This is a genomic window from Microbacterium sp. W4I20, from assembly GCF_030816505.1.
Classification (GTDB): domain Bacteria; phylum Actinomycetota; class Actinomycetes; order Actinomycetales; family Microbacteriaceae; genus Microbacterium.
The window spans coordinates 812527-832162 of sequence record NZ_JAUSYB010000001.1; the positions used below are offsets into that span (position 1 = coordinate 812527).

A 19636-nucleotide genomic window follows, 5' to 3' on the forward strand; every position below is an offset into this window, starting at 1 on the left:
GGTCTCGACATGTCGATTGAACAACAACCGAGCCTGCCTCCCGTGCTCCGCCCCGCGAACCCGCCCCGGCGTGAGCTGTCCGAACTCGCCTCCCGATTCGCCCGCTCCGTGCGCGGCGATGTCGACGGCGTCGTGGTCTCCGGCATCACACTCGCCACCGCCGATCTCCGCGCCGGCGAGGCGTTCGTCGCGATCCAGGGCGTGAACCGCCATGGGGCCGACTTCGCCGCCGATGCCGCGACGAAGGGGGCCGTGGCCGTCATCACCGACGAACCGGGCGCCGCGATCGCCGCCGATACGGGTCTCCCGATCATCGTGGTGGACGACCCCCGCGGCACGCTCGGAGACCTCAGCGCGTGGGTCTACGGCACCGGCGCCGAAGACCCGCTGCCCCTGCTGTTCGCGACGACCGGCACCAACGGCAAGACGAGCGTCTCGCATCTGCTCGAGGGCATCCTCGACCAGATGGAGGTCGTCACCGGGCTGTCGTCCACGGCAGAGCGGCACATCGCCGGCGAGGTCATCGTGTCGCGACTGACGACGCCGGAGGCATCCGAGATGCACGCGCTGCTCGCCCTCATGCGGGAGCGCGAGGTCGAGGCCGTCGCCGTCGAGGTCAGCGCTCAGGCGCTCTCGCGGCACCGCGTGGACGGCATCCGATTCGACGTCGCCGGGTTCACGAACCTCAGCCATGACCATCTCGACGACTACGCCGACATGGAGGAGTACTTCGAGGCGAAGCTGCCGCTGTTCCGCCCGGATCGCGCGATCCGCGGCGTCGTCTGCCTCGACTCCCCCTCCGGTGCGATCGTCGTCGAGCGCTCGGATATTCCGGTCGTCACGGTCGGCACGCCCACGATCGCCGCAGACCCCGACGCTGCGGCTCTGGCCGACTGGGTCGTCGTCATCGACGATGAACGAGCAGCAGGAACCACCTTCACCATGACCGGCCCGGCCGGAGCGCTCACCACCACGGTCCCCGTGATCGGCCCACACATGGCCGCCAACGCCGCGCTCGCGATCGTGATGCTGCTCGAGGGCGGCTACGCCTGGCAGCGGATCGTCGGGGCGCTCTCGCGGGACGGCGGCATCCGTGCTTACCTGCCCGGTCGCACTCAGCTGGTCTCGGGTGATCGCGGACCCGCGGTGTTCGTCGACTTCGGTCACTCCCCCGACGCGTTCGAGAAGACCCTCGCCGCTGTCCGGCGCGTGACACCCGGTCGTGTGCTGATGCTGTTCGGCGCCGACGGCGACCGTGACGCGAGCAAGCGATTCGACATGGCGCGCACGGCGGTGCAGGGAAGCGACATCCTCGTCGTCACCGACCACCACCCTCGTTTCGAAGACCCGGCCTCGATCAGATCGACGCTCATCGAGGGTGCGCGGCGGGCGCGTCCGGATGCCGAGATCCACGAGTACTCGCCGCCGGAGAGCGCCATCATCGCGGCCGTCGGACTGGTGGGCGACGGCGACGCGATCCTCTGGGCCGGCCCCGGCCATCAGGACTACCGCGACATCCGCGGGGTCCGCACCCCGTATTCGGCCCGCGAGCTCGCCCGGCGCGCTCTGCGGGCGGCAGGCTGGCCGGTACCGGACTCGCGCTGGCCCGTCCCGTACGCCGACGAGGACTGACCCCGGCCCGACAGGTTCAGGCCGCGGCGATGAGCCGGTCTGCGGTGCGCCGTGCCCACGTCTCGGCATCCGCGAGCGACTCGACCGTGAGCGTGTCGGGGGGCTCGTGCGCGTCGACGACACGGGCAATCGTGTCGACGATGCCGAGGAACGACAGCCGTCCCTCATGGAAGGCATGCACCGCCTGCTCGTTGGCCGCGTTGTACACGGCGGGGAACGTGGCGCCCGCGCGGCCGACGGCCTTCGCGAGGGCGACCGCCGGGAAGGCCTGGCTGTCCAACGGCTCGAAGGTCCATGACGACGCCACGGTCCAGTCCAGCGGCCGGCCCACTCCGCCGACGCGGTGCGGCCAATCGAGACCGAGCGAGATCGGCAGCCGCATGTCGGGTGGCGACGCCTGCGCGATCGTCGATCCGTCGATGAACTCGACCATGGAGTGGACGATCGACTGCGGGTGGACGACGACGTCGATGTCGTCGTAGGCGATGTCGAACAGCAGGTGCGCCTCGATCACCTCGAGCCCTTTGTTCACGAGCGTCGCCGAGTTCGTCGTGACCATCCTCCCCATGTCCCAGGTCGGATGGGCGAGCGCCTCCGCGGGGGTCACCTGCGTCAGCTCCTCACGGCTCCGCCCGCGGAACGGACCGCCGGATGCCGTGACGACCAGCCGCCGCACCTCGGCGTGGGTGCCCGAGCGCAGCGCTTGAGCCAGCGCCGAATGCTCCGAGTCCACGGGGACGATCTGGTCGGGTGCAGCGGCGGCCAGCACCAGCTCCCCGCCGACGATGAGGGACTCCTTGTTCGCCAGCGCCAGGGTGCTTCCCGCCTTCAGCGCCGCGAGGGTCGAACCGAGACCGATCGATCCGGTGATCGCGTTGAGCACCACATCGGCGTCGACGTCTCGGACGAGCTGCTCGGCCTCGTCCGCACCGAGAGCCGTGTCTTCGACCTGGAACTGCGCGGCCTGCTCAGCCAGCATCTCGGTGTTCGAGCCGGCGGCGAGACCGACCAGCTCGAACCGCCGGGGGTTCGCTCTGATCACATCCAGAGCCTGCGTTCCGATGGAGCCGGTGGAGCCGAGGACGATGATGCGACGCATGCCGCCAGCCTAGGACACCGGTCTCAGACCCCTCGCCTACTTCTGCTGCTGCTGAACCGGCGTGGTCGCGAGGATGTCGACGACGAAGACCAGGCTCTCCTTCTGGAGTTCGCTGGTGGCGTCGCCGCCGTAGGCCTCGGACGGCGGCATCTTGACGACGACCTGCGAGCCGACCTTCTGGCCTTCGAGAGCCTTCTTGAAGCCCACCACGACGCCGGAGGTCTGGAACTGAGACGGTGCCGCATCGCGGCTCCAGCTCGAGTCGAACTCCTCGCCGTCAGACCACTTGACGCCCTTGTACTGCACGACGACGAGATCGCCTGCTCCGACCGTCGGGCCGTCGCCCTGCTTGAGGACCGCGACCTCTGTCTCGGTCGGAGCGTCTTCGTCGGGGATCGTGATGGTGGGAGCGCCCTTGTCGTCGAGCTTCACGGTCGGCATCCCGGGGGTCGGGTCGACCGGTGTGCCGGTGGCGACCTCGGGGAGGTGCTCGACGGCCTCGGCGTACACGACCACGTTGCCCACGCCCTCACCGAGCATGCTGCCCGGGAGCGTGAGGACGATCCGCGAGCCGACGGGCTTGCACTCGAGCGCTGCGACGAAGAGCGATGACTGGTTGGTGTCGAGGAGCACGGGCAGCAGGCCGTCTTCGCCGCGTGCCGAGGAGTCCACCACTTCTCCGGACTTGGCATCGACGATCTGATACTGCACGGAGACGAGGTCGTTGACGCCGATCTCGTCGCCGTCGCCCTCGCTGATGACCGTGCGCTCGACCCCTGCGAAGGCCGCATCGGCGGGCACGGTCACCTTCGTGTCGGCGCCCTCTCCGTCGACGACGACCGAGTCGGAGGTCGCCCCGGACTTCGCGTCCAGTGCGCAGGAGCTCGCCGCCGTCGGCTCGGGCGTGCTGGAGCTCTCCGGCGCAGCGCCACCGGCGCAGCCCGCCAGCAGCAGAGTCGCCGCAGCGACGGTGGACAGGAAGATGAGCGGACGCTTGCGCACAGTGGGACCTCTGGATCGCGGGCAGGACACCCCATCCTCCCCCATTCCCCTTTGCCCGCGCTGGGAGGCGCGTCGCGAGTCTTCATTCCCGCGATGGCATGGATCCGGGAGTAGCCTGCTCTGATGACCTCTGAGCAGTCCGTCGAGCCCGAATCCTCGTCAACGCCGACTGCCTCGGACGAAGAGAGCTCGAAGCCCCGGCACGCCGGGTTCGCCTATTCGCTCGGCCGCGGTCTGATCAGCCCGCTCGCTCGCCTGGTCTACCGCCCCCGTGTCGAGGGTCGGGAGAACGTCCCCCTGACCGGGGCCGTGATCTTCGCGAGCAATCATCTGTCGTTCATCGATTCCATCGCCATCCCGGTGGCCGCTCCCCGCCCCGTGCACTTTCTCGCGAAGTCGACGTACTTCGAGGGCACCGGTTTCCGCGGGTGGCTCAGTCGCACGTTCTTCCAGTCCATCGGTGCCATCCCGGTGCGCCGCGGAGCCGGTCAGGCGGCGCTGGATGCGCTCGACCTGCAGCGCCAGCTCCTCGACGAGGGTCTCGCCGTCGCGCTCTATCCCGAGGGCACCCGGTCAACGGACGGGCGTCTGTACAAGGGTCGTACCGGCGTGGCCTTCCTCGCACTGCAGACCGGCGCACCCGTCGTTCCGGTCGGCCTGATCGGCACGGACAAGGTGATGCCGGTGGGCGCGAAGGTCCCGAACCGCTCGGAGCGCATCACCGTGCGGTTCGGCGAACCGCTCGATCTCTCCCCGCACGGCCCTGCGACGAGCGGGCGGGCGCGGCGACTCGCGACCGACGACATCATGGCGGCGATCCATGCGCTCTCCGGGCAGGAGCTCGCCGGCGCCTACAACGAGGCTCCGGCGCAGGGCACGATCGAGAAGATCAAGCAGGCGCTGCCGCACGAGCGGCGCTGACCCGCCTCGCCTCGCGTCGGCCGTCAGGCGAGTGCGGTGACGGTGGCCTGGTGACGCACCGGGAAGTTCATCGAGTTGGCGATGAAGCACCACTCGTTGGCCTGGGTGTGCGCCCGCTCCGCGGCGTCGATCATCGACTCGTCCGCGACGACGACCTCGGGGTGCAGCATCACCTCGACGAAGGATCCGCCGCCGGCTCCGTCCTCCCGCATCAGACCGCTCGCCCGATCGCTGTACGACACGACGACCACGCCGACGGTGACGCACGCGTGCAGGTACGACAGGAGATGGCACTCGGACAGCGACGCCAGCAGCAGGTCCTCGGGGGTTCCATCTCGACGGATCGCCGCGAAAAGGCTTGTCTGCCGACGCGAGGAGTTCCGACTTGCCGTCGACCGCGATGGTCACGTCGCGGCGGTAGTCCCGGTAGCCGCTCGTCCCACTGCCGGTGTTGCCGGTCCAGGTCGTGGAGAGCGCATAACGGTGCTCGCCGAGGGCGCGGGGGGTCTGGTGCTCTGCCATCCGACCAGTCTGCCAGGGATACAATCGACGGGTGCCGGAGACTCTCACTGTTCAGGATGCCGTCGAGCTCGCCGTCGTCGAGCGGAACGGGTTCGTGGAATCCCGGCACGCGGGGGCCGCGGTCGTGCTGTCCCCCGATGGAGACATCGTCGCCCGACACGGGAACGTCGATGCGCTGATCCTCCCGCGATCGAGCCTCAAGCCACTGCAGGCCGTGGCGTGCATCACGGCGGGAGCTGTGCTCGAAGGCGAGCAGCTGGCGCTGTCGACGGCGAGCCACACCGGAACGGACCGGCATGCGTCCGTGGTGCGCGACATCCTCACCGAAGGCGGTCTGACCGAAGACGACCTGGGCTGCCCGCCCGCCTGGCCGAGCGACTCTGCGACCCGCGACGAACTCGTGCGCGAGCACGGTCAGGTTGCCCGTGTGCGCATGAACTGCTCGGGCAAGCACGCCGCGATGCTTCGCGCGTGCGTCGCGACGGGGTGGCCGACCGACGGATACCTCGACCCCGCGCATCCGTTGCAGTCGCACATCCGGGACGTCGTGGAGCGGCTCTCCGGCGAGAAGGTCGCGCATACAGCGATCGACGGTTGCGGCGCGCCCGTGCACGCCCTGACTCTCACCGGCCTGGCCCGCGCGATCCACCGCATCGGCACCGCCTCCGATCGTTCGCCGTTCGCTCTCCACCGCGTGGCCGGCTCGCTCGTCCGCGCCGTGCGCGAGCACCCGTGGACCATCGAGGGGCCCGGGCGTCCGGACACCGTCGCCATCGAGAAGCTCGGCGTCTTCACCAAGGGCGGGGCCGAGGGCGTCATGGTGATGGTCGCCCCGAACGGCACCACCGTGGCATTGAAGATGCTCGACGGCGCGCCGCGCGCTTCGACGATCGTCGCCGCCACCCTTCTCGCTCGCGCCGGCGGCCTGAACGACGCCGAGGTGCGCACGCTCGGCGATGCGCTCCCGCTCGAGGTCCTCGGCGGCGGGAAGAACGTGGGAGTGATCCGCCCCGGCGCGGGTATCTGACCTTGGGCGGGCGGCCTGTCCGCTCACCCTGAAGCGAGCGCCGGCAGCACCACACGGCGCGGTGGCTGCGCATCACGCACTGACCACGCACGTCCGGCGTGCGGCCTCGCGTACGGCGGCAGCTCTTTCACACCGGCGAGCTGCCGGAGGTCTGCCGGCTGCTCGGCACGGATGAGGATCTCCCCCTCGGCGCGAACCCGCTGCCAGACCGACCAGCTGCGCTGCCACGTCTCGGCGTCGGCCACCATGATGCGCCGGGCTGTCGGGTCATGCGGCTCAGCACCCGCGAGGATCACCTCGCAGTCCGGATGGGCGGCGCGGAGCCGCTCGGCGACGACATTGGCCGCGGACGAGACGACGGCGGTGACCGCGGCTCCCGGAACCCAGGGATCTGGGACCAGCGCACCCTGCGCCCTGCTCGTGTCTTCCTCGACCCAGGCGAACTGAACCTCGCGCTCGCCGATCCGCGCCCGCCCTGGCTTCCGCTCCCTCACGAACCCGGATGGCTCTCCCCCGGCGGCCAGGTGCTCCACCCTGCTCGACATCCGCAGCAGTGCACGCCTCGGGAGCATGTCGAACAGCCGCCCTGCCGGCCCGGCCGCGCGTGCCGAGGTCAGCACGAACGTGGTGCCCACCGCACCACGGACGATCTGCTCCCAGCGGTGTGCGAACTGCTGGGCGTGCTCGACAGGCAGCGCGGCGATCAGGGCGTCCAGGCCGTCGCACAGCACGAGCTGCGGCGCAGCCTCGGTCTGCGCTGCCCACGCGGTGACCCGATCCCACGCCGACTCCAGATCGTGCGGCACCCACACCGCATCAGGGCGCTGAGCGGCGATCACCCGTAGTACCGACGTGCGGCCGGACCCGGGCGCACCGAGCACGGCCAGACCACGGTCGACGCCGCAGCGGAGCACCTCCAACGGCTGCGCCTGATGGTCGGGATCGTCTGCGCGGCCGAGCACGACGTTGTCGGCCACCGCCGCGGCGGCGCGAGCCCGGCGCCCCGCAGGAACGACCGCAGGGCGCGTCTGCTCCGAGAGCTCGGCGAGCGCGAGACGCGTGGGCAGTGCAGGGAGCCACGGACTCTGCGGCGGATCCGATGCGGCCCAGCGCATACCGATGCGCCGCAGATCCGACGCGCCGGTGAGCGCGACGCGCACGGTGACGGGACTGCGATCCTCCGGCCGCCGCACGAGGCCGAGGCCACGCGACGTCGCGCCCCCGGGAAGCTGCGCCGCGGCATCCGTCCCGATGACGAGCCTGCTGTCGGCAGCATCGGCGACCCGCAGGCTGATCCGCAGCGGGCAGTTGGCGGCGAGAGCGTCCCGCGCGACGCCCGAGGCTCGCTGCGTACCCAGGATGAGGTGCATCCCGAGCGCGCGCCCCCGCGCTGCCACGTCGGTGAACACCGCGCCCAGGTCGGGGTGCTCCTGCAACAGGGCGGCGAACTCGTCGACCACGATGATCAATCGGGGCATCGCCGCCTCCCGGACATCACGCGCACCCGCTGCCGCGAGCACTGCTTCGCGACGACGCAGCTCCGCGGTGAGACTCGAGACGCCGCGCCTGGCGCCGTCCTCGTCGAGGTCGGTGATCACGGCAGCCACCTGGCGGAGTTCCCGGAGCGGCTCGAAGGCCGTGCCGCCCTTGAAATCGGCCAGGATGAAGGACACCCGTTCCGGACCGTTGGCTGCGGCGATGGCCGTGACCCACGTCACGAGCAGCTCGCTCTTGCCGGTTCCCGTCGTGCCGGTGACGATGGCGTGCGGCCCGTCTTCCACGATGTCGACCACGACGTCCTCGCGTTCGCCGCGACCGATCACCGCGGGCAGTCCGCCGTCGGCGGCGGACTGCGACAACTCGTGCAGCGCCACCGACTCGGGCACGGCGTCGGAATCGTCGGATTGCAGCAGGCACGTCTGAGCAACGGCCGCTGCCTGCGCAGCAGACAGGCACTCCACCGCGACCTCGGAGATGCCCTGCGGTGTGCGCAACACGGCTGCGCGCGGTTCGACGACGTCGATGACGGTCGTGATGCCCTCCGGTACGTCTGCCCCGCTCTCGACCAGCCAGATCAGCGCGTCGGCATCGACACGACCGGTCGCGGCAGAGCCCACGCCCAGGCGGAGCCCGCCGCGTCGCAGCCGGGTGGCATGCGGCAGCGCTCCGAGTCCGATCCGTGCAAGCTCGGCGCCGACGAGCGAGAGCTGTGCCGCGCTGAAGCGCAGAGACAGCTGCACGACCAGGGCACGCGCTGTCGCATGGATCAGCGGTTCCGCGCCCCGGAGGCACACGCCGCCACCCAGAGGCACCGTGATCGGGGCATCCTGCAGAATTGCGGCACGCTCCCGGAAGGCGCGCCCGCGCTCGTCATCGCCGCCGCTGCACCGCACGCCGCTCGGCACGGTCCCGCTTCCGACGACGACCACCGTCGACGCATCGGGCCGGAGTGCACCGCGCAGGGGCGGCTGCGCGAGGCACGACGCGGCATCCGGTTCGAGCAGGCGCAGACGGCCGATCGCCTCCTCGTTCCGGCGCTGCAACTCCTCCTCCGCCGACGCCCACCCCGCCTCTGCGTCTTCCTTACTCCGCCGAAGGTCTCGGCGTCGACTCCGCGCGGCGTCGAGGAGCGATGCGACCAGCATGAGAGGCCCCAGCGCAGCGAAGCACAGGGCCATCAGCGATCCCGTGATCAGCCAGAGGACGACGCCTGCCGCAACGGGCATGATGGCTGCCATGAACGGCAGGGATGGCCGCCGTGCGAGAGCGGGCGCGGCGCGGGAAGCGAGATCGGAAGAGATTCCATGCCGTTCAGTGCACAGCATGATCCACCGGAGAGCGCACCTGTCCACAGGCGCGCTCGACTACTATTCGGATTCTTCGAGTGTGGAGGACTCTTCGGGCTCACCGTTCACCTGGACGATGACGAGGGTCACGTTGTCGCGGCCGCCGTTCTCCAGGGCGGCGGCGAGCATCGCGTCGACCGCGGGGCCGGGTTCGGCGTTCTCCCGCAGGAAATGCTGGATGCCGTAGTCGGTGAGCTCCTTGGTGAGCCCGTCCGAGCAGATCACGAAACGGTCCCCCGCGCGCACATCGATCGTCACATAGTCGGGGGCGTTCAGCTCGCTCGCACCGACAGCGCGCGTGATCACGTTGCTGTACGGATGCCCCTCGGCCTCCTCGGGGCTGATCTTGCCCGCGGCGATCAACTCCTGCACCACCGAGTGATCGGTCGTGACCTGCACGAGCCGGTCGTCGCGCAGCAGATACACGCGCGAGTCGCCGATGTTCAACGACACCCACTGCGGCTCGTCGCCGTCGACGTCGAGGAAGACGCCGGTGAGGGTCGTTCCTGTGCCCTCGTCGGTCGTCTCCGGGTGATCGGCGATGTCGCCGATCGCGAGTTCGAGCGCACTCTCGATCGCCGGTCTCGTGACCTCACCCGCATCGACCATCGCCTGAAGACGCGAGACCGTGCTGCGGCTGGCGATCTCGCCGCCGGCGTGTCCGCCCATTCCGTCGGCGACGATGAACAGGGGGTACTCGGCGAGGAACGCGTCCTGATTGGTCTCGCGTCGCCGTCCCTGATCGGTGGCGCCTGCCCACGAGAGCTGCAGCGGACGCTGCGCAACCGTGACGCTGTGCGTCTTCGTCGTCTCAGACACGTACTGCCTCCGATGGACCTGCGGCCATTCGGGCGGTCGCAGGATACTCACACATCGTAGTAGAACTCCCCTGCTGCGATCACACTCGCGCGCCCGGATCCTCGGGCAACGGGAAAAGGGAATCGATGAGCGCGAGCTCGGCGGCATCCGGACGCCAGGCTTCCCCGGCGGCGGCGTTGGCCTCGACCTGCGCGGAGGTCGTCGCGCCTGCGATCACGCTGGAGACCGCCTGCTGTGCGAGCAGCCAGCCGAAGGATGCCTGCAGCATCGTGATGCCGCGCTCATCGCAGAAGGCGCGGAAACCTTCGATCGCCTCCCACGGCGCCTGCTCCCACACGTGCCGTCGCGTTGACATGATGCGGCTCGACGCCGGTCCGCCCTCCCGGGTGAACTTGCCCGTCAGCAACCCGTTGTGCAGGGGAAAGTACGGGAAGAAGCCGAGACCGTAGCGCTCGACCGCCGGCAGCACCTCACGCTCCGCCGCACGCGCGAGCAGCGAGTAGTGGTTCTGCGCCGAGATGAACCGTCCCGTGGAACGTTCCCGCGACGTGAACTCGGCTTCGGCGATCTGCCACCCCGTGAAGTTGGAGTGTCCGTAGTAGCGGATCTTCCCCTCGCGAACCAGGTCGTCCAGGGCATCCGTCGTCTCCGCGATCGGAGTCCCCGGATCCGGCAGATGCAGCTGGTACAGGTCGATCCAGTCGGTGCGGAGCCGACGGAGCGACTCCTCCACGGCGCGTCGCACGTATCGGCGCGATGCGCGGGCGCCCGGGAACTCATATCCCATGTCCCGCTCCTGACCGAACTTCGTCGCGAGGACGACCCGGTCGCGCCGGCCCTCCAGCGCCTCCCCCATCAGCTCCTCACTGCGGCCCGCGACGGCGCCGTACATGTCCGCGGTGTCGAGGAGTGTGATCCCGTTGGCGATCGCCGCATCGATCACCTCGCGCGTACCGGCGAGCGTCTCGGTCGCGGTGCCGCTGCGGCCGAAGTTGTTGCAGCCGAGGCCCGTGGGCGAGACGAGGAGACCGGAGGCGCCGACACGGCGCTGCGACATGACCATGTTCTCCACGTTAGTCGCCGGGGGCATCCGGGCGGCGGCGCGCGACCGACGCGGGGCCCGACCGGGACGACAGAGGGCCCCCGACCGGAGTCGGAGGCCCTGAGTCAGATGATCACGCCGGAGGCTGCGTCGGATCCGTCGGCGGTGCCGGCGGTGCGGCGGGCGGAGCAGCCGGAGGTGCCGGCGGAGTCGCGGGCGGCGCTGCCGGAGGAGCCGGCGGCGTCGAGGGCGGCGGAACCGGAGCTCCGGTCGCGGGCGCCGCGGGAACAGCCGGAGGCGCGTAACCGGGCTGCGCGGGAGGTGCGTAACCCTGCGGGGCAGGCGGAGCGTATCCCTGCGGGGCGGGCGGTGCGTATCCCTGGGGCGCGGCACCGTAGCCCTGCTGCTGCGGGGCTGCAGCGGACGGCTGGACGGGAACGCCGTCCCACACCGTGCGGTCGCCCATGAAGCCGTTGCTCGCCCACGAGGCGGGCTGGATGTTCGGGTTCCAGCGCGACTGGTCGAACGCGTTGATGCCCAGCCAGACCGGCGGAAGGAAGAAGTACAGCACGACCCAGACGGCGTCCTTCTGCAGCTTCAGACCGACGCGCCAGGCGGCGACGAGATCCAGGATGCGGGCGGCGATGCCGACCAGCGGAAGGATGAGGAACCAGCCGAGGAACGGGATGATGGCTCCGAGGACACCGGCGCCCATGAGGTAGAGCAGCAGCCACGGGCTGAGATCGCCGAGCTTGTAGAAGATCATCGAGTTGTAGACCGGCACCCAGGCACGCCACTTGCCCTGCACACCGGCCTTCTCGAAGATCTTCATGTAGAAGAATGCGTAGAGCGCATAAGCGATGAGCGGCACAATCGTGTACAGCAGGCCGAAGGCTGCGAGTGTGCCCCCGGTCAGACCGCCATAATCAGAGTAATCGTCCACGGTTCCCTCCAACGGATTTCGTGATGCGGGGTCGTATTGCGTTGATCACACTAGCGTGTCAGCGGTGCACACGCATTCACCGCCGCGCAGTGGCGGGCTCTGTGACATGCCACGTCATTCCGTGACGACGAGCTCCAGGATGCCGGGGCCATCGCCCTCGCGCAACACGATATCCCGTCTGGCAGCCCAGGCACGGAACGTCCGCTCCGACGAAAGCCTCGGACGGTCCTCGGCCAGCGCTCGCACCAGGAGCCCTTTGGACTTCTTGTTGAAATGATTGAGCGCTCGACCGTGCTCGGTGACCACGCGGATGTACGCGGACGGGACGGAGGGCGGCACAGGACCGAGAGCGACATAGGCCTCGCTGCGGAGGTCGAGGACGAACGACGGCTCGGCCTCGGCGATTGCGGCCGTCGTCGCGTCGGCCCAGTGCCGGCGCAGCGCCGGCAATCCGGGTATCGAGGTGCCCGCCGACAGTCGATACGACGGCAGCGGGTCCAGCGCCCCGATCGGTCCCAGCGGCGCGCTGTGGATCCACACATGCTCGCCGAGCCATCGTCGCGATGACTTCGGCAGCGTGGCGGCGTCGAGCGCATCGAAGAGCACCCCGGTGTAGCGGTCGATCGCCGCCATCGTGGGCGCCGTGCGCAGCATCCGATTGTGTTCGATGTCGCCGATCTGACGCGCACTGAGCTTCAGGACGCGGCGTGCCGCCTCCTCATCGGCGGCCAGCTCGATCAACGCGTCGAGCGTCGTCGACCGGTGCGCGTGAAGACCGGGAAGGGGCAGCGTCTCGACGGCGAGCGGTGCGCCGTCACCACCGGCGCGCTTCGTCTCGGACGGTGGGAGCAGGATCTTCATGGGACCTCGGGAACAGACACGTCCGCCCCGGAAACTCCGGCACGCTCAACGAGTGAACGGCGGAGTCCGGGGCGGACGGGTAACAGGACTGCTAGGCGATGAGGGCCGCGTTGCCGGCGACGATCGTCAGGGTGTTGCCCTCCATGGAGAGGAACCCGTCCTGCGCGTTGGCCAGCACCTTGGTGCCATCCGTCTGGGTGATGCGGACCTGACCCTCAGCGAGGATGGCCAGCACCGGCTCGTGGCCGGTCATGAAGCCGATCTCACCCTCGACGGTCTTGGCGACCACGAGGCTCGCCTCTCCCGTCCAGACCTCCGCGTCCGCGGAGACGAGGCTCACGTTGAGCGCCATGGTCAGCCGTTCTCCTTCTGGATCTTCGCCCACTGCTCTTCGACGTCGTTGATGCCACCGACGTTGAAGAAGGCCTGCTCGGCCACGTGATCGAAGTCACCGCGCGTGATCGCATCGAACGACTCGATGGTCTCCTTGAGCGGAACGGTCGAACCCTCGACACCGGTGAACTTCTTCGCCATGTAGGTGTTCTGCGAGAGGAACTGCTGGATGCGGCGCGCACGGGACACGACGATCTTGTCTTCCTCGGACAGCTCGTCGACACCGAGGATCGCGATGATCTCCTGCAGCTCCTTGTTCTTCTGGAGGATCTGCTTGACCGTGGTCGCGACGCGGTAGTGGTCCTCGCCCAAGTACCGGGGGTCCATGATCCGCGACGTGGAGGTCAGCGGGTCGATGGCCGGGTACAGACCCTTCGACGCGATCTCACGAGAGAGCTCGGTCGTGGCGTCGAGGTGGGCGAAGGTGGTCGCCGGAGCCGGGTCGGTGTAGTCATCGGCCGGCACGTAGATCGCCTGCAGCGAGGTGATCGAGTGACCGCGCGTCGAGGTGATGCGCTCCTGGAGCACACCCATCTCGTCGGCGAGGTTCGGCTGGTAGCCCACGGCGGACGGCATGCGGCCGAGAAGCGTCGAGACCTCGGAGCCCGCCTGCGTGAAGCGGAAGATGTTGTCGATGAAGAGCAGCACGTCCTGCTTCTGCACGTCGCGGAAGTACTCCGCCATCGTCAGAGCCGAGAGGGCGACGCGCAGACGCGTTCCCGGCGGCTCGTCCATCTGGCCGAAGACGAGGGCCGTCTTGTCGAAGACACCCGCCTCTTCCATCTCGTGGATCAGGTCGTTGCCCTCACGGGTGCGCTCACCGACACCGGCGAACACCGACACACCACCGTGGTCCTGCGCGACGCGCTGGATCATCTCCTGGATGAGGACGGTCTTTCCGACACCGGCACCACCGAACAGACCGATCTTTCCACCCAGCACGTAGGGGGTCAGGAGGTCGATCGACTTGATGCCGGTCTCGAACATGGTCGTCTTCGACTCGAGCTGGTCGAAGTTCGGTGCCTTGCGGTGGATGGGCCAGCGCTCGGTGACCTCGATCGTCTCGCCGGGCTCCAGGTTGAGCACCTCGCCGATGACGTTGAAGACCTTGCCCTTGGTGACGTCACCGACGGGGACCGAGATGGCCTCTCCGGTGTCGCGGACTTCCTGGCCGCGGACGATGCCGTCGGTCGGCTTCAGGGCGATGGCGCGGACGAGGTCGTCGCCGAGGTGCTGAGCGACCTCGAGCGTGATCTCGACGGAGGAGTCGCCGATCACGATCGTGGTCTTCAGTGCGTTGTAGATGTCGGGGATCGAGTCGTGCGGGAACTCGATGTCGACAACCGGACCGTTGACGCGTGCGACGCGCCCGACGACCGCGGTCGCCGGCTGGTCAGCCGGGGCGGTGAGGGTCATTTTCGTCTCTTTCCTGATGGTCTATTTGCTCGACGAGAGGGCGTCGGCGCCGCCGACGATCTCTGCGATCTGCTGCGTGATCTCCGCCTGACGCGCGTTGTTGCGCAGACGGGTGTAATCGGTGATGAGCTTGTCGGCGTTGTCGCTGGCGGACTTCATCGCCTTCTGCGTCGCGGCCTGCTTGGCGGCCGACGACTGCAGGAGTGCGTTGAAGACGCGGCTCTGGATGTACACCGGCAGGATCGCGTCCAGCACGGTCTCGGCATCCGGCTCGAACTCGTAGAGCGGGTAGACGGTGTTGCCCGCCTCCGACTCATCGGCCTCCGAGATCTCCAGCGGAAGCAGGCGCACGGACTCCGGCGACTGCGTCATCATGCTGACGAAGCGGTTGTACACGAGGTGGATCTCGTCGACGCCGCCCTCGTCCGCGCCGCGGTTGAAGTCCTCGAGCAGCTGCTGCGAGATCTCCTCCGCGGTGTGGAACGACGGGGTGTCGGTGTCGCCGGTCCACTCCGCAGCCGCCGCGATGCGACGGAACTGGAAGTAGCCGACAGCCTTGCGGCCGACGAGGTAGAACACCGGCTCCTTGCCCTGCCCGCGCAGGAGCTCCGCCACCTCGAGACCCTCACGGAGGATCTGCGAGTTGAAGGCTCCGGCGAGACCGCGGTCCGACGAGAAGATCACGACCGCGGAGCGGCGGATCGTCTCGGGCTCGCGGGTGAGCGGGTGGTCGACGTTCGAGTGCGTCGCGACGGCGGAGACGGCCCTCGTCACGGCACGCGCGAAGGGGCTGGACGCTTTGACGCGTGCCATGGCCTTCTGGATGCGCGAAGCCGCGATGAGTTCCATCGCCTTCGTGATCTTCTTGGTCGTCTGAGCAGAAGAGATCTTCTGCTTGTAGACCCTGAGTTGAGCGCCCATGAATTCAGTACCTCGCGCGGTTACGCGCGACGACCCTTGACGATCTTCTCCTGGTTGACGTCCTCCGCCTCGGCAGCCTCGTGCTCTTCGTGGCCGGGAGCGCCGATGGCGTGTCCCTTGCCACCCTGGAACTCCAGGACGAAGGCATCGGTGTGCTTCTCGAGCTCTGCGACCGTGTCGTCATCGAGGACGTTGGTCTCGCGCAGGGTCTCGAGGACCTTGGTGTTGCGACGCAGGTAGTCCAGAAGTTCGCGCTCGAAGCGGAGCACGTCGGAGACCTCGAGCGTGTCGAGCTTTCCCTTCGTTCCGGCCCAGATCGAGACGACCTGCTCCTCGACGGGGTACGGAGAGTACTGCGGCTGCTTCAGCAGCTCGGTCAGACGCGCACCACGCGACAGCTGACGACGCGACGCCTGGTCGAGGTCGGACGCGAACATCGCGAAGGCCTCGAGCGAGCGGTACTGCGCAAGCTCCAGCTTCAACGTTCCGGAGACCTTCTTGATCGACTTGACCTGAGCATCACCACCGACTCGCGACACCGAGATACCCACGTCGACCGCCGGACGCTGGTTGGCGTTGAAGAGGTCGGACTGGAGGAAGATCTGGCCGTCGGTGATCGAGATCACGTTGGTCGGGATGTACGCCGAGACGTCGTTCGCCTTGGTCTCGATGATCGGGAGACCCGTCATCGATCCGGCACCGAGCTCGTCGGACAGCTTCGCGCAACGCTCCAGCAGACGGGAGTGCAGGTAGAAGACGTCACCCGGGTAGGCCTCACGGCCCGGCGGACGGCGCAGGAGGAGGGAGACGGCACGGTAGGCCTCGGCCTGCTTCGACAGGTCGTCGAAGATGATGAGGACGTGCTTGCCGCCGTACATCCAGTGCTGGCCGATCGCGGAACCCGTGTAGGGAGCGAGGTACTTGAAGCCGGCGGGGTCGGATGCCGGAGCTGCCACGATCGTGGTGTACTCCAGGGCGCCGGCCTCTTCGAGCGCGCCCTTCACCGAAGCGATGGTCGAGCCCTTCTGGCCGATCGCGACGTAGATGCAGCGGACCTGCTTGTTGACGTCGCCGGACTCCCAGTTGGCCTTCTGGTTGATGATCGTGTCGATCGCGATGGCCGTCTTGCCGGTCTGGCGGTCGCCGATGATCAGCTGACGCTGACCGCGGCCGACGGGGATCATCGCGTCGATGGCCTTGATGCCGGTCTGCATCGGCTCGTGGACCGACTTGCGCTGCATGACGCCGGGCGCCTGCAGCTCGAGCTCGCGGACCGCCTCGGTGGCGATCGAGCCGAGGCCGTCGATCGGGTTGCCGAGCGGGTCGACGACGCGGCCGAGGTAGCCGTCGCCGACGGGGACCGAGAGGACCTCACCCGTGCGGGTGACCTTCTGGCCGGCCTCGACGCCGGTGAACTCGCCGAGGACGACGACACCGATCTGGTGCTCGTCGAGGTTCAGGGCGAGACCCTTGGTGCCGTCTGCGAAGGTCACGAGCTCGTTGGCCATGACGCCAGGCAGGCCCTCGACGTGCGCGATTCCATCCGCGGCGTCGATGACGGTGCCGACCTCGGTCGCCCCGGCCCCGGTGGGCTCGTAGGCGGCGGCGAAGTCCTTCAGCGCGTCACGGATGACGTCGGGGCTGATCGATAGTTCTGCCATTGTCTTCCCTTTGTATCTGGGTGCGCGGTTCCCCGCGCGAAGTCGTGTTAGCCCGCGAGCTTCTGGCGAAGGTCTGCGAGTCGAGCGGAGATGCTGCCGTCGATGACGTCATCGGCGATCTGCACGCGCAGGCCTCCGACGACGGCAGGGTCGATGACGACGTTGAGCGAGACCTTGCCGTCGTAGCGCTGCGAGAGAGCGTCGCTCAGACGGGCGCGCTGCGTCTCGTTGAGCTCCGACGCGGTGTGGACCGTTGCCACGACCCGCCCGTGCTGGCTCGAGACGATGCGCGTGGCGCGGCTGAGCAGCTGGCGCACTCGACGCCCGCGCGGCTGGCGCACGAGCGAGGAGACGATCAGCGTGACCGGAGCGCTCGAGCCGCCATCGGCGAGCAGACGCTCGACGAGTGCGACCTTGGCGTCTTCTCCCCCGAGGCGGCTGCCCAGGGCGAGCTCCAGCTCGGCGTTCGCGGCGATGACACGGGAGAAGCTGAAGAGCTCCGCCTCGATGTCGGCGCCGGGTTCCGCGATCGCGGCGGCGCGGATCGCGAGTTCCTCGATGCCGTCGACCAGCTGGTCGGCGTTCGACCAGCGCTCGGCGACGACGGTCTTCAGAACGCTCTGTGCGTCTGCAGAGAACCCGCCGAACACCGCGGTCACGACGTTCTGTCGCGCTTCGGCCGGAGCCGAAGCGTCGGCGAGCGCGCCGCTCAGCTGGGACGAGTCGCTCACGGCCTGCCCGGCAGCGAAGAGCTCCCGTGCGGTGTCGAGAGTGACGTCCTTCGCTGCGGCAAGCGTCTGGATGGATGCCGCGAGTGCCTGAGTGGTCGCGCTGCCCATTACTTCGCCGCCTTCTCGGAAGCTTCGAGATCGGCGAGGAAGCGATCGACGACAGCCGTCGCACGAGCGTCGTCGGAGAGAGTCTCTCCGACCACACCGCCGGCGAGGTCGATGGCCAGCGAGCCCACCTCGCTGCGCAGCGAGACGAGAGCGGTCTGACGCTCGGCCTCGATCTGCGTGTGCGCGGTGGCCGTGATGCGGGCGGCCTCGGTGGAAGCGGCGTCCTTGGCCTCGGCGACGATCTTCTTGCCGTCCTCGCGGGCGGCCTCACGGATCTCACCGGCCTCGGTGCGTGCCTCCGCCAGCTGGCGGGTGTACTCCTCGAGTGCTGCTTCGGCCTTCTTCTGCGCCTCGTCAGCCTTCGCCATGTTGCCTTCGATGGCAGCCGAACGCTCGTCGAGCATCTTCGTCAGCTTGGGAAGGGCGACCTTCCAAACGACGACGAGGATGATGACGAACCACAGGGCCGACCAGATGATGTCGTACCACGCGGGGATCAGCGGGTTGTGAGCCGCTTCGCCCTCTGCTGCGAGGTTCGTGACAAGAGCGTTCAGCATCCTGTCTCCTTCAGAAGTCGTAGAGATTACGCGGGGAACGGGATGAATGCGACGGCGATGCCGACGAACGCAAGCGCCTCGGTGAAGGCGATACCGATCCACATGAGGACCTGAAGGCGACCGGCCAGCTCGGGCTGACGGGCGACACCCTCGATGGTCTTGCCGACGACGATACCCACGCCGATGGCCGGGCCGATGGCTGCGAGGCCGTAGCCGACCGCACCGATGTGACCGTTGATTTCAGCGAGAACCGTAGTTGCGTCCACGGGTTTTTCCTTTCGTTGGGTGGGAGGGCTGTTGCCCGCCCGCTCAGAGTCTGTTGCTCAGTGCTCTTCTGCGACCGCGAGCTGGATGTAGACCGCGGTGAGGACGGTGAAGACGTAGGCCTGGAGAACGGCGACCAGGATCTCGAAGATCGTGAAGGCGCCGCCGAAGGCGAGGGTTCCGACGCCGAGGGCGGCCCAGCCGCCGCCGACGGTGAAGAAGAAGAACTGGGTCGCTGCGAAGCAGAGGACCAGGATCATGTGCCCGACGACCATGTTCATCAGCAGTCGCAGGGTGAGGGTCACCGGGCGGATGATGAAGGTCGAGAGGAGCTCGATCGGGGTGACGATGATGTACACGGGCCACGGCACACCGGAGGGGAACAGCGCGTTCTTGAAGAAGTTCTTCGGGCTCTTCTTGATACCGGCGTAGATGAAGGTGGCGTAGCTGACGAGCGCGAGGACCAGCGGCACCGCGATGATGCTGGTTCCGGCGATGTTCAGGAACGGGATGATGCCCGTGATGTTCATGAACAGCACCATGAAGAAGATCGTGGTGAGGATCGGCAGGAAGCGGTCGCCGTCCTTGCGCCCCAGGAGGTCGTGCGCGATGTTGCCGCGGACGAGGCCGAGACCCATCTCGACGAGGCTCTGGAAACGGCCGGGCACGACCGTCATGCGACGGGTGCCGAGCCAGAGGATGAGGACCACGGCGATCACCGAGAGCAGCTGCACCAGGTGGATGCGGTGCACTGGGATGCCCGCGATGTTGAAGAGGATCTCCGGGAAGAACTCATCGATCGACGGGCCGTGGAACTCGCCGTCAGTGGCGAGTCGAGGGATCAGGGTCGCAGCAAGATTGAACAGCGCGG

Annotated in this window: 18 protein-coding genes and 1 pseudogene; 3 read left to right on the plus strand and 16 right to left on the minus strand. The window is 68.4% G+C overall.

Annotated features, from left to right (window positions below; genetic code table 11):
- The first annotated feature begins 9 nt into the window (after nt 1-9).
- The gene (locus tag QFZ21_RS04045; RefSeq protein ID WP_307374667.1) at nt 10-1632 is read left to right on the plus strand and encodes a Mur ligase family protein; all 1623 of its coding nucleotides are present in this window, start codon (nt 10-12) and stop codon (nt 1630-1632) included.
- A 16-nt stretch (nt 1633-1648) separates the two neighbouring features.
- Here the strand turns inward: QFZ21_RS04045 and dxr are convergent, their stop codons facing one another.
- Together dxr and QFZ21_RS04055 are read right to left on the minus strand one after the other, a co-directional pair.
- Nucleotides 1649-2731, minus strand: coding sequence for a 1-deoxy-D-xylulose-5-phosphate reductoisomerase (gene dxr, locus QFZ21_RS04050; RefSeq protein ID WP_307374668.1), 1083 nt, complete (start codon nt 2729-2731; stop codon nt 1649-1651).
- 36 nt (nt 2732-2767) lie between these two features.
- Nucleotides 2768-3733 carry an FKBP-type peptidyl-prolyl cis-trans isomerase gene (locus QFZ21_RS04055; protein WP_307374669.1) on the minus strand — a complete coding sequence of 322 codons (966 nt, stop codon included), beginning with the start codon at nt 3731-3733 and terminating at the stop codon, nt 2768-2770.
- Nucleotides 3734-3856: 123 nt separating this feature from the next.
- On the opposite strand from QFZ21_RS04055, the gene QFZ21_RS04060 reads away from it, so the two are divergent.
- Nucleotides 3857-4654 carry a 1-acyl-sn-glycerol-3-phosphate acyltransferase gene (locus tag QFZ21_RS04060; protein ID WP_307374670.1) on the plus strand — a complete coding sequence of 266 codons (798 nt, stop codon included), beginning with the start codon at nt 3857-3859 and terminating at the stop codon, nt 4652-4654.
- Between the two features lie 23 nt (nt 4655-4677).
- Here QFZ21_RS04060 and QFZ21_RS04065 read toward each other — a convergent pair.
- Nucleotides 4678-5176, minus strand: a pseudogene (locus QFZ21_RS04065) (OsmC family protein).
- A gap of 31 nt (nt 5177-5207) precedes the next feature.
- Here QFZ21_RS04065 and QFZ21_RS04070 point away from each other — a divergent pair.
- Nucleotides 5208-6203 carry an asparaginase gene (locus tag QFZ21_RS04070; protein WP_307374672.1) on the plus strand — a complete coding sequence of 332 codons (996 nt, stop codon included), beginning with the start codon at nt 5208-5210 and terminating at the stop codon, nt 6201-6203.
- A gap of 23 nt (nt 6204-6226) precedes the next feature.
- On the opposite strand, the gene QFZ21_RS04075 is transcribed toward QFZ21_RS04070, so the two are convergent.
- The 13 genes from QFZ21_RS04075 to atpB all read right to left on the minus strand — a co-directional run bounded on the left by QFZ21_RS04075 (nt 6227) and on the right by atpB (nt 19610).
- On the minus strand, nt 6227-8929 hold the full coding sequence (locus QFZ21_RS04075; RefSeq protein ID WP_307374674.1) for an FtsK/SpoIIIE domain-containing protein: 2703 nt from the start codon (nt 8927-8929) through the stop codon (nt 6227-6229).
- 141 nt (nt 8930-9070) lie between these two features.
- A complete protein-coding gene (locus QFZ21_RS04080; RefSeq protein ID WP_307374676.1) occupies nt 9071-9868 on the minus strand; it encodes a PP2C family serine/threonine-protein phosphatase in 798 nt (265 codons plus the stop codon).
- Between the two features lie 79 nt (nt 9869-9947).
- On the minus strand, nt 9948-10925 hold the full coding sequence (locus QFZ21_RS04085; protein WP_307374678.1) for an aldo/keto reductase: 978 nt from the start codon (nt 10923-10925) through the stop codon (nt 9948-9950).
- Nucleotides 10926-11043: 118 nt separating this feature from the next.
- Nucleotides 11044-11853 (minus strand): DUF5684 domain-containing protein, encoded by an 810-nt coding sequence (locus QFZ21_RS04090; RefSeq protein ID WP_307374681.1) that lies wholly within the window; start codon nt 11851-11853, stop codon nt 11044-11046.
- A gap of 114 nt (nt 11854-11967) precedes the next feature.
- On the minus strand, nt 11968-12714 hold the full coding sequence (yaaA, locus tag QFZ21_RS04095) for a peroxide stress protein YaaA (RefSeq protein WP_307374684.1): 747 nt from the start codon (nt 12712-12714) through the stop codon (nt 11968-11970).
- Between the two features lie 91 nt (nt 12715-12805).
- Nucleotides 12806-13066 carry a F0F1 ATP synthase subunit epsilon gene (locus QFZ21_RS04100; protein ID WP_307374686.1) on the minus strand — a complete coding sequence of 87 codons (261 nt, stop codon included), beginning with the start codon at nt 13064-13066 and terminating at the stop codon, nt 12806-12808.
- Between the two features lie 2 nt (nt 13067-13068).
- Nucleotides 13069-14523 (minus strand): F0F1 ATP synthase subunit beta, encoded by a 1455-nt coding sequence (gene atpD / locus QFZ21_RS04105; protein WP_046014457.1) that lies wholly within the window; start codon nt 14521-14523, stop codon nt 13069-13071.
- Nucleotides 14524-14544: 21 nt separating this feature from the next.
- Nucleotides 14545-15444 (minus strand): F0F1 ATP synthase subunit gamma, encoded by a 900-nt coding sequence (locus tag QFZ21_RS04110; protein ID WP_136055020.1) that lies wholly within the window; start codon nt 15442-15444, stop codon nt 14545-14547.
- A gap of 20 nt (nt 15445-15464) precedes the next feature.
- Nucleotides 15465-17105, minus strand: a complete 1641-nt coding sequence (gene atpA / locus QFZ21_RS04115; RefSeq protein WP_307374691.1) for a F0F1 ATP synthase subunit alpha — start codon at nt 17103-17105, stop codon at nt 15465-15467.
- Between the two features lie 47 nt (nt 17106-17152).
- Nucleotides 17153-17944: a F0F1 ATP synthase subunit delta gene (locus QFZ21_RS04120; protein WP_307374693.1), complete on the minus strand. Its 792-nt coding sequence runs from the start codon at nt 17942-17944 to the stop codon at nt 17153-17155.
- Nucleotides 17944-18501: a F0F1 ATP synthase subunit B gene (locus QFZ21_RS04125; protein WP_307374695.1), complete on the minus strand. Its 558-nt coding sequence runs from the start codon at nt 18499-18501 to the stop codon at nt 17944-17946. Before QFZ21_RS04125 ends, QFZ21_RS04120 begins: the two co-directional genes overlap by 1 nt.
- Nucleotides 18502-18527: 26 nt before the next feature.
- Nucleotides 18528-18767, minus strand: a complete 240-nt coding sequence (atpE, locus tag QFZ21_RS04130; RefSeq protein WP_045265023.1) for an ATP synthase F0 subunit C — start codon at nt 18765-18767, stop codon at nt 18528-18530.
- A 57-nt stretch (nt 18768-18824) separates the two neighbouring features.
- Nucleotides 18825-19610 (minus strand): F0F1 ATP synthase subunit A, encoded by a 786-nt coding sequence (gene atpB, locus QFZ21_RS04135; RefSeq protein WP_307381200.1) that lies wholly within the window; start codon nt 19608-19610, stop codon nt 18825-18827.
- Nucleotides 19611-19636 lie beyond the last annotated feature (26 nt).